9 protein-coding genes are annotated in these 15,905 nt (G+C 47.1%); 4 read left to right on the top strand and 5 right to left on the bottom strand.

The window, feature by feature from the left end; genetic code table 11:
• Positions 1-11: 11 nt before the first annotated feature.
• Entirely contained in the window at positions 12-827 is an 816-nt protein-coding gene (locus BLD48_RS13895) for a MetQ/NlpA family ABC transporter substrate-binding protein (RefSeq protein WP_071500752.1), read from the top strand.
• Between the two features lie 319 nt (positions 828-1,146).
• Here the strand turns inward: BLD48_RS13895 and BLD48_RS13890 are convergent, their stop codons facing one another.
• A complete protein-coding gene (locus tag BLD48_RS13890; RefSeq protein ID WP_071500751.1) occupies positions 1,147-2,025 on the bottom strand; it encodes a CAP domain-containing protein in 879 nt (292 codons plus the stop codon).
• 358 nt (positions 2,026-2,383) lie between these two features.
• On the opposite strand from BLD48_RS13890, the gene BLD48_RS13885 reads away from it, so the two are divergent.
• Complete coding sequence (locus tag BLD48_RS13885; protein ID WP_071500750.1) at positions 2,384-2,740, top strand: hypothetical protein; 357 nt, start codon at positions 2,384-2,386, stop codon at positions 2,738-2,740.
• A gap of 22 nt (positions 2,741-2,762) precedes the next feature.
• Here BLD48_RS13885 and BLD48_RS13880 read toward each other — a convergent pair whose 3' ends face one another.
• A complete protein-coding gene (locus BLD48_RS13880) occupies positions 2,763-5,483 on the bottom strand; it encodes a chitobiase/beta-hexosaminidase C-terminal domain-containing protein (protein ID WP_236630040.1) in 2,721 nt (906 codons plus the stop codon).
• Between the two features lie 784 nt (positions 5,484-6,267).
• Here BLD48_RS13880 and BLD48_RS13875 point away from each other — a divergent pair.
• A complete protein-coding gene (locus BLD48_RS13875) occupies positions 6,268-8,301 on the top strand; it encodes a thioredoxin domain-containing protein (protein ID WP_071500749.1) in 2,034 nt (677 codons plus the stop codon).
• Between the two features lie 198 nt (positions 8,302-8,499).
• A complete protein-coding gene (locus BLD48_RS13870; RefSeq protein ID WP_071500748.1) occupies positions 8,500-12,084 on the top strand; it encodes an SH3 domain-containing protein in 3,585 nt (1,194 codons plus the stop codon).
• A 123-nt stretch (positions 12,085-12,207) separates the two neighbouring features.
• On the opposite strand, the gene BLD48_RS13865 is transcribed toward BLD48_RS13870, so the two are convergent.
• The 3 genes from BLD48_RS13865 to kdpB are packed head-to-tail and all read right to left on the bottom strand — an operon-like array spanning position 12,208 to position 15,889.
• Positions 12,208-13,293, bottom strand: a complete 1,086-nt coding sequence (locus tag BLD48_RS13865) for a universal stress protein (protein ID WP_071500747.1) — start codon at positions 13,291-13,293, stop codon at positions 12,208-12,210.
• Entirely contained in the window at positions 13,290-13,811 is a 522-nt protein-coding gene (locus BLD48_RS13860; RefSeq protein ID WP_071500746.1) for a potassium-transporting ATPase subunit C, read from the bottom strand. The genes BLD48_RS13865 and BLD48_RS13860 overlap by 4 nt, the downstream gene beginning before the upstream one ends.
• A 14-nt stretch (positions 13,812-13,825) precedes the next feature.
• Positions 13,826-15,889 carry a potassium-transporting ATPase subunit KdpB gene (gene kdpB, locus BLD48_RS13855; protein ID WP_071500745.1) on the bottom strand — a complete coding sequence of 688 codons (2,064 nt, stop codon included), beginning with the start codon at positions 15,887-15,889 and terminating at the stop codon, positions 13,826-13,828.
• Between the last annotated feature and the right edge of the window lie 16 nt (positions 15,890-15,905).

Below are 15,905 nucleotides of genomic sequence, written 5' to 3'. Positions count from 1 at the left end.
AGAGAATGACTATGAAAAAACGATATGCCTTTTTAGCAACAGGATTACTGGGAGCCGGGATTCTTGCCGGCTGTGGCGACAGCAGTGCGAAAGAAGAAACCAAATCCATCAAGATCGGTGCGACGAGCGGTCCTTACAGTGACATGGTCAAAGAAGCGATTCAGCCTGGTCTTGAAAAGAAAGGCTATAAAGTCGAAATCGTTGAATTCAGCGATTATATCCAGCCGAACATCGCGCTCGGCAGCGGCGACATCGACGCGAACTTGTTCCAACACTCGATCTATCTGAAGACGTTCGCGAAGGAAAAGAACCTCGATCTTAAAGAGTTGATCACTGTTCCGACGGCACCGATGGGCTTATACAGTAAATCCTATAAGTCGCTTGATGACGTCAAGACAGGCGCAGAAGTCGCAACACCAAACGATCCGACCAACCAAGCCCGTGCCTTGAACTTACTCGCTGAACAAGGCTGGATTGAGTTGAAACCGGATGCTGATCCGTTGACGGTTTCTGAAAAAGACATCGTCAAGAATCCAAAAAAACTCGTCATCAAACCACTGGAGGCAGCACAGTTACCACGTGCAATCGAGAGTGTTGATATTTCTGCTGTCCCTGGAAACTTTGCTCTTGCTGCGAAATTCGATTTACTTGATGCGTTGGCACTCGAGAAAATGGACGAGCAGTACCGTAACTTAGTTGCTGTCAAAACAGCAGATGAAAAGAAACAGCTCGCGAAAGACTTGACGGCTGTCGTGGAGTCAGATGACTTTAACGCTGTCATCAAAAAGTCCTTTAAAGGTTTCAGTAAACCCGAGTGGGCAAACTGACGTAACTCCTTTTGTCGATTAATTTATCTAAAGATGATATAAAACCCCTGAAACAGCTCCCTCCCCTTACAAAAAGGATTCGGAACGGTTTCAGGGGTTTTCCATTGAATGCTGACTCCTGGAGAAGTCACGTCTTTCGCCAGAGAAAAGCGAGTGGAGAAGACAAGGCTTCGTCAATCAAAAGCCCGCTCTCATTTTTCAAGATAGGATTCAAATCTAGATGGCGCGTTATCCATCTACAGATTGAACCTACAAAAGAACCCCAATCCTGCTTTCGCAAAATCGGGGTGATATATACGCTTTAGTTTTAAGTGTTACTTTACGGTGTCCGGAAGTTAATCGTGAAGTACGGCGAGTTTTCCCGGAAAGCGACACCGACATCTGCCTGTTTAAAATCATTGTTCATGATATTGTCGCGGTGTCCTTTTGAGTTCATCAACCCCCAGTGTGCCGCAAAGACGTTCGGGTAGCCCATCGACAGGTTTTCTCCGGCTGTCGAGAAACGGATTCCTTTCGCCTTCATCCGATCAAACGGATCGCGTCCTTGTGGATCGGTATGGGAGAAGAAATTGTTTTTCGCCATGTTCTCACTGTGTGCCCGCGTGACAGGTTTCAGTGCATTGTACGGAGTCAGTGCCCCGCGTTTGTACTCTGCCCGGTCCCAGTTCATCAGGCGCAACATCAATTTCTCATCCGTTGTCCGTAACGCACTCGAAGCCGTTCCATAGAAACCACTTTTTTTCGCTTCAACAACCTTTGGAATTGCAAGTGTCGCTTTGACTTTATTACCGTCGTGTTGATCAAAGAAATACGTCACGTACCGGTCATTTTTTTCATAGACCGCAGCATGATCGAGGTTCAACAAATAATTTGTATTCCCTTTCCGGTACGACTTGACGGCTTTCCAGCCTTTTTTCGCAAGCGTCGCTTCCGTATCTTTGTTCAAGACGGCTCCTTGCGTCGTCACACCGTTTTTCGAACGGTACTTTCCATAATCCTTTCCGTCCTTCGTCAGAGCGACGAACTCCTCCGTTGTTGTCCGTCTCACTTCCCAGTCGTAACCCGGATATTCACTCGTATATCGATCAATCAGCGCTCCTCCACTTTTCGGGTAGTCCGCTTCTGCTTGTTCCATCGGTATGTTCTCATAACTAAAGAAAGCGACCGCTGCTACTCCGAGCACTAACCACTTTTTCATGTGTATTTTGCCTCCTCATTCGTCTCATTTCCCTAATTTTAAAAGAAACGAGTCCGTTCGAACAGTCTAAGCTATCGTTTCAAGTTAAATCACACGATTTAGTATTTCCTTTCACACTTTTGACACATTTCAAACTTTCCATGTAAAAGAGGTCTGACGTCTTTATTCATCACATTCTCATACCATTATCATACATAAAATAAACTATTCTTTCCCTGTTGTTAAAATGTGTGAACATTCTTTTATTTTTATTCCCTTTAAATGTTGTTGCCGTTCCCGAAAACCCTCGCTATCATTAGAACTCGTAAGGAAAAAATAAGGAAATTCTATATAATATCTACTTCAAAAGGAGTATGCCATGATCCTACTTTATTTTATTTACGAATCGATTACGTTTCTGCCAATCCAGCAGTATTTGTTTTCCGGATGGATGATTTTAGTCTTACTGACGGTTTCGTTCAGTATCGCCAATGCCCATGAAGAAGTCCATATCAGTCAGCGATTTGGTTTTGAACTTCTTGTACCGGGTGTCGGTCACTTATTGCGCAAACAATTCATTCCCGGTCTCGCCATTATTCTGCTTCTGATCATCATCCACTTCATGTACATGTTCCGTTCCATCCCGTTACATCTCGCTTTACTGCTTACTCTTTCCATCAGTTTGCTGTCTTTTTTCTCACTTTTTATCCGAACAGACAAAAAAGCGGACAATTAAGTCCGCTTTTTTTATTTTGCTATCAGTATTTCGTTGTTTCTTTTAATTTATAACCGTTTGATAATTCAAGCCAGATTGTTTTCCCTTTTTTCGTTTTCACTTGGATGTACGGGCGACCTTGGGAAACACGTAATTCAAGTAGATCCCCTTGTTGATCAGCATGCGTTTCACTCGCTTTATCCCACTTCCCAGCAAGTTGACGTTCAATGAAGATATGTTTTCCTTTTTGAACGGCACGCCATTTTCCAATTTCCGCTTTTCCGTTGACCGCAACAGCACTTTCCATTCCTTGAATCGAGATGATTGCCGGGTCATGGTCACTCGCACTACCGTCCGCTTCCATATAATCGGAGTTGATGTTAACGATATCAGAAGACGTATACGGTTTTAGATTTTTTGAAATCAAGATGTGGTCGAGCACTTGGGCATTTCCGTTATAGACGTATGAGTAACGTTCTGATTTTGGAAGATCGTCCACCGTGTTCCATAAGTTATCGCTTTTGAGGATATCAAGTGTTTTTGAGAACTGGAAGTCATTTAAGTCACCAAGAACGACGACGTTCGCTTCTTTAACTTCTGTTTCGAGTTCATTGACGAAATCTTGCACGATTTTGGCAATCGCATGACGTTGGACTTCACTTTTACGGACAGGTGGCTGATTTTTACCAAAGTCTGCTCCGTCTCCGCCTTTAGAGTTAAAGTGATTGGCAATGATATGATACGACTCACCTTTAAAGATGAACTCTCCGACAAGCGGTTTCCGTGAACTTGCGAAGTTTGGATCCGTTGGTTGAATACGTCCCGGATTTTTCGTCACTTTACCATTCTCAACCGAGACTGCTTCCGTTGCTGTCCCTTTTTCACCTGGCGCAAGTGAGACACGTGCCGGATTGTACAAGAAACCGACGCGGATGTTTCCACCCGGCTGTCCGCCATCTTTTTTGTCTTCCGGTGCGATATCCGTATACGCATAACGAACACCGGTCTTCGCTTCGATTGCGGCGATCAGAGTCTCGAACGACTTCGAGGCATCAACTGTGCCGCTGTCTGTCGCGCCGTCATTGTCTTGCATTTCTGTCAAACCGACGATGTCCGGTGTTTTCAGGAATGTTGCGATACCTTCTGAAACCCGGTCAACTTTTCCGGCATCTGCTGTCGAGGCAAAGTTCTCTACATTGTATGAGGCGACTGTCAGACGTGAATCACCTGTTTCGATATTCGTTGGCTGACGATCGACTTCACTCGTAATCAATGTCGGTAAATCCACTGCTTTGGCAAGTACTTTATATGCCGAATAGTTATAACTCATGACGCCTTCAATCGTTCCTTCAAAACGGTCGCCCGATTTCGCCCGGTATGAGCTGCTGCCCATTTCAACAAACAGGCGCTCCGGGTTGACGTTATCTGCCGTTAAGATCGGTGTTCCACGTTTCGTGTAGTCCTTGCTCGCCGTTTGTGTCCGTACTGGAATCGTCCGGTTCGCTTGTGGTCCAGTGACGATGGCGTTCGGAAGTGCGACGCGCATGCCTTCGACACTTTCATATAAATCGATTGCATCTTCAGCTGGATCGAATTCAGCAAACGAATCATTATCGACGACTTGCGTCGGAATCAAGACACCATTTTCCCCGAGAACGATACTTGCTGGCAATCCTGTATTCAAGGCACCCTTGACGAGATTGACCGTACTGATTTCTGTAACGGCAAGATCCGTATCGAATTTGTCACTGTATCCGCCAAGCAACCATTCCTTGACGTAACCTGTCGTCGCGACCGTTTGTCCGATTGCAGCACCATGGTTTTTCGCATAAACCAAGACACCTTCTGAGGTTTTACTGTTGTTATCCGGGTTCGGGTCCTGCATGTAGAAGTTGTTTGCATCCACGATATACGTGACGACACCTGTCGTCCGCACGAGTTGATCCGCGTATGGAGACGTATGTGCGACGCCTTGAATGTTGCTGATTTTTGTGATTGGCGGAGCAATGTAGTATTTGAATGTCGAGACGGCCGACGATTTGCTGTCTTTGATTGCGATTGCTTGAATCGTCAGTTCGTCATTGATCGTGATCGGTCCTGAGTAAACCGGACTTTCTGCCGTTGGTGTCGAACCGTCGATCGTGTAGTGAATTGTTCCTTCACCTGTCAACGTGACTTGATCGCCACGTTCCACTTCTCCGACCGGTGATGCCGTTGGTGCAACGACGATGTCACCTGCTTCAGCAGCATGTTTCCCAAGGTCCGTCAGCGTATCGACCGGTAAGCTTGTCCACTGCGACGGCTCGTACGTTTTTGATCCTGCTGTCACGTTGGTCTTGCGGACAAGTGTCGTATCTTTTGCAAAGTCGGTACTTGATCCGACCGGTCCGATGATGTCGAGGACGACATCGCCTTTTTTCAAGGCGACCGGATCATTTCCGTTAAAGTTCAATGATCCTGTTGTTTGTTGTGCTTTCCCTTTAATGTCTGCATTGGCACTTGAGTTCGCGATGACAAACGTTTTGCCCGGATCAATCGTCCCTGAAAGCGTGATTTTTGCTTCCGTTGGTCCACCATTCGTATATTGAACAAGCGTATAATCGGCTAAGTTAATGATTTGCCCCGAACCATTATAAATCTCGATCGCTTTGTTGTACTCGATCCTTCTATGTACTCGGACAAGATGACGCCTTCGCCTTCTGCCCCGACCGTGATTCCTGCTTGTGGAAGAATTCCTGCTGTTAACGCTCCGACCAATGCCCACTTCCCAAACGTACTGCCGTTCTTCATGATGTTGACCCCCTATGAATTTTCTGACACTTCTTTATATTATCAGATATATTTGCTAATAGTGTATGTTTTATGTAAAAAAATACTCTAATATTCGTAAAAGAATTAATTGTTAACGCTTACAAAAAATAATCATTCGCCTTTACGTGTCATCTCAATTCTCTTGTCTGTTAAAAGGATTAAAAAAGACATAAAAAAAACGCCTTCTCAGCGTGTCTGTTTTTTAGGTGTCATGAGAATCGAGGATACAGGTGATCAAAACACCTGAAACGACGAAAGCCCTACCTCTCTTTCGTTGTTACGGCTCCTTGGCCGCGCCAGCTGAATCAAGCGTTTTAGCAAGAATCAAGTTACGCGTTGGGTTGCGTATTTACTGGGATTTTTAGAATTTCGCTCGGAATGAGCTGAAAAGTATCGAATGGAAGGTTTATCTTGCTGGGTCAACTTCTTCTAAAAGAACAGAAGAAGGACAAAATAAAAGCGATGACTTATGTCTGACTCATTTGTCAGTAAGGTCTAAAAATCCTGACCTGATTATTAAATTGTGTATTTTAGTGATGGATTCTCACATGAGTGATCATCCCCGATTCATGACAAAATTTAATATATCACATTTTATTTTATAAAGTCAATCTTTTTCTAGGAATATCTATTTCTACGAAATCGGCTCTACGTTGATTCGTCTTAAAAAAATCGGTATCGTTAAGTGAACGCTGTTCCTAACGACATTACTATAGAAGAAAAGAGGTTTTAGACAGATGATGACGAACCGATTGATCCATGAAAAGAGTCCGTACTTGCTTCAACATGCTACGAATCCGGTTGACTGGTATCCGTGGGGAGAAGAAGCGTTCTCCATCGCCCGAGCGACGAACAAACCGATCTTCTTATCGATTGGTTATTCGACCTGCCACTGGTGCCATGTCCTGGCGCATGAAAGTTTTGAGGATGAAGAGACGGCACGTATGCTCAACGAGCGCTTCGTCTCGATTAAAGTCGATCGTGAAGAACGTCCGGATATCGATCAGATTTACATGACGGCAGCACAACTGATGAACGGACAAGGCGGTTGGCCCCTAAGCGTTTTTCTGTCACCTGATCAGACTCCGTTTTACATCGGGACCTATTTTCCGAAGACACCTCAATTCAACCGTCCCAGCTTTCGCCAGGTCATCTTGCAACTGAGTGAACATTACCGGACGGATCCGGAAAAAATCAAACGTGTTGGTAACGAAATCATTCAAGCATTGACGGATGTGACGTCTGCTAACACAACAGGTCAATTAAATGAAACACTGATCCATGACACATTTGATCAAGCGATGCGTCAGTTTGATGTCCAAAATGGAGGATTTGGCGAAGCACCGAAGTTCCCATCTCCTTCACTGCTGACATTCCTGCTTGATTACTACCGGTTCGCAGAAGATGAAACGGCTTTGCAGATGGTCATTCGGACACTGACGGCGATGCGCGATGGTGGAATTACCGATCAGATTGGTTTTGGTCTTTGTCGATATACGGTCGATGAACGATGGGACATTCCCCACTTCGAAAAAATGTTGTATGACAATGCTTTATTTGCGACGTTATGCATCGAGACGTATCAAGTGTCCGGTCGTGAACGCTTCAAACAGTATGCGGAAGAAGTGTTTACGTACATCGAACGCGATTTGTTGTCTCCGGATGGTGCCTTTTACTCCGCAGAAGATGCGGACAGCGAAGGTCGTGAAGGGACGTTTTATACGTTCACCTATGACGAGCTCCTGGATGTCCTTGGCGAAGACGCCCTTTTCCCACGGTTTTATCAAGCTACGCCGCAAGGGAACTTTGACGGCCGGAATGTCTTTCGACGGACCGATCAATCCGTTCAACAATTTGCGGACGATAACGGACGTACCGTTCAGAAAACATTGTTCCAACTCGAACAAGAACGACAGACCTTACTCCACGTCCGCAGTCAACGCGTCCGTCCATTTCGAGATGACAAAATCCTGACAGCTTGGAACGCTTTGATGATTTCTGCCTATGCGAAGGCAGGACGGGTGTTTGATGACCACCACTACACCGATGTCGCGCTACGCGCTTTGACCTTCCTCGAGACCCATCTGATGGATGACGATCGGCTACGCGTTCGTTATCGGGAAGGTCACATCCAGGGAAATGGGTTTCTTGACGACTACAGTTTTTTGACGGAAGCCTATCTGGAATTGCATCAAACGACGCAACAGACCGTTTACATCCAGCAAGCACTCCGCCTGACGGATCGAATGATTCAGGACTTTGGTGATGAGCAGGGTAGCTTTTTCTTTACTTCTGTCGAGAATGAGACGCTGCTCGTACGCCCAAAAGATATCTATGACGGTGTGAAGCCGGCTGGAAACAGCACCGCTGTCTTGAATCTCATTCGTCTGTCACAGCTGACAGGGCGAACGGATTATCGCGAGCGTGCCCAGCACGTCTTTTCGGCACTTGCTTTAGAAGTCGAGTCACAGCCAACCGGTTTTGCGAGTTTATTAAGTGCCTATGTCCGGACCTGGTTAGAACCAAAAGAATTAATCGTGTTGACGGATTCACTCGAAACGATTGAACCGTTCTTGGCAGACCTTCATAAACGACGCCTGCCGGAACTTTCGTTGCTCGTCGGCAAAAAAGAAACTCTTCTAAAAGTCGCCCCCTTTATCGCGGACTATCGTCTCATCGATTCGCAGCCGACTGCTTATCTGTGCCAAGACTTTCAGTGCGAACGCCCGACAACGAACCTCTCGGAACTCCTCCATCAGATCATCGAATGATTCGATTCCCTTCTGTTTCCTGAAACAGAAGGGTTTTTCAAAAAACTAAACCCCTTTTTTCAAAAAAAATCTAAATATACTGTAGATAAATGTTTTATTGTCGATAGTAAGAATAGGCAAATTAATTTCACACCTTAGAATTGACATCCTAGAGCCCGATACGTCTTCGGACGAATTCTAACTAGGAGGATACGATCTTTGAACACGACACTATTCACGAAAACCTTGAAGATGCTGGTCAGCTTCATTATGGTCCTTGGCATTCTCGTTTCTTACAGCCCCTCACTTGAGGCCGCGACGACGAAACCAACGACCTATCGTTTGTCTACCGATACTTATCTGTATGATAAAACGACATCTTCACGGAAACGCTTGTTGACGATCAAGACCGGAACTATCGTTTCATCCACGTATGTGTCGTCTTCTGGCCACTTCAGAAGAGTTTCATACGACGGAAAAACGGGATATGTCGCGTCAAAATATCTAGCAGCATACGACAAGAAAGAAAGCATCACGGGACAACGTTTTCTCGTCTCAAAAAAGACGACGCTTCACAAATCAGCGTCGACGACAGCTCCTGTCATCGCGACATTAAATGAACAGGATGCGTACTACAGCTCACAAAAGATCACGAATTCATTGGGCGAAGTTTGGTACCGCGTGACGTATGACGGTCAGACCGCTTATGTTCGTTCGCTCAACGCAACACCAATCAGCTACACGAAGTTATCAAAAACGACGTTGACGACGACAGATGGATACATTTTGCGTCAGTATGCCGGGACTTCTTACCCCCGCCAGCTCGTCGTTCCGACCGGGACATCGCTTCAGACGACGGGACGCATTGGCGACTGGTACAATGTCACGTATGCTGGAAAATCAGGCTACATGCATAAGGCAGCATTCGTCGGTTCATCTAAACAAGAGATTACGACGATTCCAGAAACGGCCTTCAAGACAAAAGCTTCGACAGTTTTGTATGATACGACGGTTGGTACAAAACGTCCACTCGTGACGATTCCAAGCGGATCCATCGTCAAATCGACCGCTTTATCCGGTCTCTATCATCGTGTCACGTATGCTGGAAAAACAGGCTATGTCTTAACTGCAACACTTGCTGAATACACAGCGACTGTGAAATTAGCAGCATCTCGTTTCCTATTATCAACTGCAGTCGAAATTAAAACAAAACCACTTTCATCTAGTGCGACACTTGCCAGTTTACAAACAGGCAATGTCTACTACACGACCCAACTCGTGACGAATTCGACGGGCGAACAGTGGCACAAAATCTCAAAAGACGGTAAAACAGGTTACGTCAAAATCAATCAAGGAAAAACGATCAAGTATTATACGACGCACGATCTTTCTTTGAAAACAACGACGGCGACAGCACTTCACTCGTATGTCGGCCCTTCTTACGGTGTCGTCAAAACGATTCCAAGTGGTACCGTCATCAAGATCCAAGGTCAAATCGGCAACTGGTATAAAGTATCGTACGGCGGGAAATCAGGTTATGCGTCAAGCACGACCTTTACCGATCATGTGTTGACACAATCGATTCCGACAGCGGACTTCAAGCTTAAAACGGACGTCGCGATGAAAGTTGCGCCAAAAGCAACAGCAACGATGATCACGACGCTCAAAACAAACGATATCTACCAAACCAATCAACTCGTTACGAACGGTTCGTCGAAATGGCACCGTGTGACAAAAGACGGTCAGACAGGTTACATCCCGGTCGACCAAGGTACACCGGTCTCCTATGCACCGGAAAATATAGCAATGAAAGCAACCGCTACTACAGCATTGCGTACATATGCGGGTAATTCGTATGCGACTATCGCAACGATTACGAACGGTACCAACGTCCAGATCATCGGAAAAATCCAAGACTGGTACAAAGTTTCTTCTAACGGTAAAACCGGTTATGTCACTGCGAACACGATGACGGAACTGATTACGAAAAAGACACTTCCGGCTTCCCGATTTGTCTTGTCGAAATCGGTTGATGTCAAAACATCGCATCACTCGACAGCCGATACGTTGACGACGTTAACGAACAACGACGTCTACTACACGACACAACTTGTCACGAACGGTCGTTCTGAACAATGGCACCGGATGACAGTCGATGGAAAAACGGGTTACGTTCGCGTAAATCAAGGAACATCGATTGCCTACAAAACCTTGCCCGCAACGAAGTATAAAACGTCTAGCACGACACCACTTCGTTCATATGCCGGTCCTTCTTACGCTTCCCTCACGACGATTCCGAGTGATACCGTCATCACCGTAACGGGACAAGTCGGGAACTGGATGAAGATCACCTATGGTGGGAAAAGTGGTTATGCCGCTGTTTCGACATTAAGTGAATTTACGGAAACAAACGTAATTCCGGAAGTCCGCTTCTTACTCGATGCACCAATCGCTGTTAAAAGTGAAGCAAAAGATTCATCCGCAACGATTGCCACATTAAACAAAGGCAACGTCTATACGACAAAAACGCTTGTCACGACGTCTGCAAACGTACAGTGGCATCAAGTAACCGTCAATGGAAAAATCGGTTACATCAAACTCGGTCAACCGACTTCACCAATCAGTTATGAACCAATCGAAAAATCGTTTATCCGGGCAACAGGAACGACTTTGCTCCGGTCATATGTCGGTGATGCGTATCAGCTAGTTGCCTCGGTTCCACTTGATACGGTATTACCCGTCACAGGGAAAATCGGCAACTGGTATGAAATTTCCTACGAAGGGAAGACGCTGTATGCGTACAACGGGACACTCGTCATGACGTCGTCGAAATTAAATATCTACAATTCAGTCGCGACGCCGTATACGTTTGACAGCTTCATCAGTGCCCAAATGAAACTGAATCCACCACCGCAAACAGATCTGTATGCCTCGAAACTGATGTATGTCAGCGCGAGCTATGTCCGCTTGGGTGGATCACTTGATCCGGTCAACGGCACGATTGCCAGCGTCACGGCAACGACACCTCTTAACATCCGGTCCGGCGCGACGACAGCCAGTCACGTCTATGGTCAATTTGAACCGAGCACGATGATCAAGGTGTATCAAAACGTCAGTGGTTTCTATACGACGTATCCACGTGTCTATACATCCACTACACGCTATTCAACGATTTATTGGTTGAATGCGCTCGAAGCAGATGTCCGTAACACGGCTGATCCATTGAAAGTCGATCGCCAATCATCGGCTTACTATCAATTCCTTGATTTATCAAAATCAACAGGTGCAACGGCTGCGACACTGAACAAGATTCTTGCGACAAAAGGTATCTTCGGGAAGTGTACGACAGGGAGCTGCGGACAAGCCTTCATCGATGCGGGAGCGAAGTATTCATTAAACGAAGCATACCTGATTTCACATGCCTTGCTTGAAACAGGCAACGGTTCTTCGACACTGGCAACAGGTGTCGTCTGGAACGGACGGACTGTCTATAACATGTACGGCATCGGCGCATATGATTACGACGCCATCAACACAGGCGCAGCGTACGCTTACAGCCAAGGCTGGTTCACACCAGAAGCCGCGATCATCGGCGGCGCTGAATTTATCAGTACAAAGTATATCCACAATCAATATGATCAAAACACCCTCTACAAGATGCGTTGGAGTCCGATGCGTCCTGGTGTTCACCAGTACGCGACGGATATGGGCTGGGCTGTTAAACAAACGACTCAGATTTATAACCTCTATCAACAGATGGAAAGCTATACGGCTGTCTTCGATATTCCGGTCTTCGCACGTTAAACGACACACTAAAAACATCCAGACATTGAATCAATCGATTCTTGCCTGGATGTTTTTTTGTGCTTTCAGTCGTTCTAGCCTAGCGGAAGACATCTCCTGCATTTACGCGGAAGAGACATCCTGTCAGACTTGATCATCAGCGACGATTTGCAGATCGATGCCCCGATTTTGACGCATGATCTGATTGACGATCGAGCCGCGCCGGATTTCCTGCCACCGGGTCCGGGCGGATTGACCGAGCACGATCTGTGTGATGCGGTGATGCTTCGCGACTGCCGTGATGGTCGCGGCAATCGAACGATCCCCTTGAATCCGGATCAAAACTTCCGCATCAAAAAGCGAACCGCTCTCGCGCAACATGGCGAGGACTTCTTTTTGATTGGCGGAAAGTTTGTTTTCCGGTCCGGGTAAAATCGTCAAGATATAGAGATCCGCTTTCATCCGACTCGCCATCCGAAATCCACGGTAAATCAACTTTCGCGCATTTTCATTCAACTGGACGCAAACCAAAATTCGTTCCTGTAGTAATGTCGGATCTTTTTCAATCAGCAGACGGGCTTGATACACTTGATCGTCGACTTCATCTGCGACTTGCCGGAGCGATAACTCCCGTAAGCTCGCTAAATTCTGTAAGGAGAAAAAAGAATTCAAGCTCTGTTCGATTTTCTCTTTTTTATAGATTTTTCCATGTTCCAATCGCTCGCGCAAGGTTTGCGGTGTCACGTCGACCAGTAAAATCTCGTCCGCCTCACCGAGGAAGGGATCCGGAATCCGTTCCCGGACCTCGACCCCCGTCATTTCTTTCACCTTAAACAACAAGCTTTCGAAATGTTGGATGTTGACGGCCGAATAGACATTGATTCCCGCTTCAAGCAGGACGGAGACATCCTGATACCGTTTTTTTCGAACTGATCCGGGAGCATTCGTGTGCGCCAGTTCATCAATCAAAACGATATCCGGCTTCCGGGCAACGATCGCCTCGACGTTCACCTCAAGAAAAACCTTCTCTTTGTAGTGCACTTCGAGTAACGGAACCTGCTCGAGCCGTCCAATCATCTCTGCCGTGTCACGGCGACCATGCGTCTCAATCAGACCAATGACGACATCTTTTCCTTCCCGAACTAAGGCATGAGCATCTGCAAGCATCTTATACGTTTTTCCGACACCGGGAGCTGAGCCGATGTACAGCTTCAGCTTCCCTCGTGTCATGATTGACTCCGATCAAGCGCGAGATTCAGCAACAGCACATTTACATATTCGTGATTACCAGCTTCTTGATCAATCAACCGTCGGACTTCATCACGCGCGAGATCCCGTTCGGTTGCAATACGATTCACTTGTGCCCGTGCATAGTCAAGCGAGATGTGCGGATCGAAGCCAGAACCGGATGTCACGCGGGCATCGTCCGGAAGCGAACGTCCGTCCAGGTTGTTCTGTTTCTCTAATTCCATCATCTTCGTGCCAAGCTCCGGGTTGGATGCTGCTAGGTTATCCCCAGCAGATGCTCCCGCTAATTGATCGACTGCCGATGGACGTCCGTGGAAATACTGCTTCGACGTGAAAGGTTGGGCGATCAATTCCGATCCAATGAATTTTCCATTTTGTTGCAAGAGTGAACCTTCTGCTTTATCCGGTACGAGCAACTGACCAAACAGGGTCAGTAACGCGGGAAAGACGATCCCGCATAATGCTGTGATGAAAACCGTCACACGTATGGCTTGTTTCATTGTTATTTTTCTCCTTATAGGATGCTTGCGAGCAAGACATCGATGATTTTAATGCCGATGAAGGGAACGATGACCCCACCGAGACCATAGATCAATAAATTCCGTCCAAGTAACTGATCGGCTGTCATCGGTTTATAGGAAACCCCTTTCATAGCGAGCGGAATCAGCATCGGGATGATGATGGCGTTAAAGATCAATGCGGACAGGATCGCGGTCGTCGGTGAATCAAGTCGCATGATATTGAGCAACTCCATCTCTGGAATCGCGACCATGAACATCGCCGGAATGATTGCAAAATACTTCGCGACATCATTAGCAATCGAGAATGTCGTCAAGGCACCTCGTGTCATCAGCAACTGTTTACCGATTTCGACGACCTCGATGATTTTTGTCGGATTGGAGTCGAGATCAATCATATTCGCTGCTTCCTTGGCTGCCTGTGTCCCACTGTTCATCGCAAGTCCGACATCCGCTTGGGCCAGTGCCGGCGCATCATTCGTGCCGTCTCCGGTCATCGCAACCAAATGTCCCGCTTCCTGCTCCTGCTTGATAACTCGGATCTTATCTTCCGGTGTACATTCCGCGACAAAATCATCGACCCCGGCTTCCCGGGCAATCGTCGCTGCCGTCAACGGATTATCGCCCGTACACATGACCGTTTTAATCCCCATCTCACGCAGACGATCGAACCGTTCCCGCATCCCCGGCTTGACCGTATCTTTCAAATAGATGACACCTAAGATCGTCTCATCAATCGCAACGACGAGTGGTGTCCCACCGAGACGGGCAATTTGATCAACCGTCGTTTGAAGGTTATCCGGAATCACACCACCTTGTTCTGCGACCCATTGTTGAATCGCTTGTCCCGCTCCTTTCCGGACGCGTCGTCCATCTGTTAAATCGAGTCCCGACATCCGTGTCTCGGCCCGAAACGGAATGATCTCTGCCCCTTGTAACTTGTCGTGATCGATCGGCATGTTTCGCAGTCCGGCAAGTTCCAGGACCGAACGTCCTTCCGGTGTCTCATCCGCAAGCGAAGAGAGGATCGCGCCTGCAAACGCCGCTTCCTGTGTCTGATCACCGACCGGCGTGATATCGGACGCCATCCGGTTCCCGAACGTGATCGTCCCGGTTTTATCAAGGATGATCGTTTGAATATCCCCTGCTGCTTCAACGGCTTTCCCGCTCATCGCGATGACGTTGAACCGGGTCACCCGGTCCATCCCGGCAATCCCGATCGCAGACAACAATCCGCCAATCGTTGTCGGAATCAAACAGACGAGCAAGGCGATCAGGATGGGACCGGATAATTCAAATCCCAAATAACTCGTAAAGACGGGTAACGTCATGACAACAAGTAAGAAAATGAGTGTCAAACTGGTTAAGAGTGTCGACAGCGCCAATTCGTTCGGCGTCTTTTGACGACTCGCTCCCTCGACGAGGGCGATCATTTGATCGAGGAACGATTCTCCGGGATTGCTCGTGATCCGGACTTCAATCTCATCACTGACGACGAGTGTTCCGCCGATGACCGATGAAAAATCGCCGCCCGCTTCTTTGATGACGGGAGCCGATTCGCCCGTGATCGCAGATTCATCAATCGATGCCAGCCCTTTAATGATTTCTCCGTCACCCGGTACATACTCGCCGGTCCGGACGTAGACGATATCGCCTTTTCGCAGCGTTGCCGATGAAACATTTTCAATCATCTGTCCGACACGTTTCCGGGCCATGACATCGGCTTTTGAGGCTTTTAACGAGTCTGCCTGCGCCTTCCCACGCCCTTCGGCAATCGACTCGGCGAAGTTCGCAAACAAGACGGTCAAAAACAAGATGATGCTGACCGCTAAGTTGAAACCGCGCATCTCATCGATGAAGACCGTATAGCCGATTGCCAGCAGGCAACCAATCCAGACGACGAACATGATCGGTTGCTTCACCATATGCACCGGATTTAATTTTTTGAAAGCATCAATCGTCGCTTGTTTCGCGATCGATGGATTGACGGCAGATTTCGCTTCTCTTTCAGGAAGGTTTGGTTCCTGCTCAGTTGGTTGGTATTTTACTTGTTCCATCATTTCTCATTAGCTCCTG

The organism is Exiguobacterium sp. KRL4, assembly GCF_001870785.1.
Classification (GTDB): Bacteria; Bacillota; Bacilli; order Exiguobacteriales; family Exiguobacteriaceae; genus Exiguobacterium_A.
The sequence above is the reverse complement of the archived record's forward strand: the minus strand, read 5'-3'. Positions and strand labels throughout refer to the sequence as shown.

Excerpts from the sequence above, each read along its gene's own strand:
- BLD48_RS13875 (WP_071500749.1), top strand. The coding sequence starts at position 6,268 with ATGATGACGAACCGATTGATCCATGAAAAGAGTCCGTACTTGCTTCAA.
- BLD48_RS13860 (WP_071500746.1), bottom strand. The coding sequence starts at position 13,811 with ATGAAACAAGCCATACGTGTGACGGTTTTCATCACAGCATTATGCGGG.
- BLD48_RS13895 (WP_071500752.1), top strand. The coding sequence starts at position 12 with ATGAAAAAACGATATGCCTTTTTAGCAACAGGATTACTGGGAGCCGGG.
- kdpB (WP_071500745.1), bottom strand. The coding sequence starts at position 15,889 with ATGATGGAACAAGTAAAATACCAACCAACTGAGCAGGAACCAAACCTT.
- BLD48_RS13865 (WP_071500747.1), bottom strand. The coding sequence starts at position 13,293 with ATGACACGAGGGAAGCTGAAGCTGTACATCGGCTCAGCTCCCGGTGTC.
- BLD48_RS13890 (WP_071500751.1), bottom strand. The coding sequence starts at position 2,025 with ATGAAAAAGTGGTTAGTGCTCGGAGTAGCAGCGGTCGCTTTCTTTAGT.
- BLD48_RS13885 (WP_071500750.1), top strand. The coding sequence starts at position 2,384 with ATGATCCTACTTTATTTTATTTACGAATCGATTACGTTTCTGCCAATC.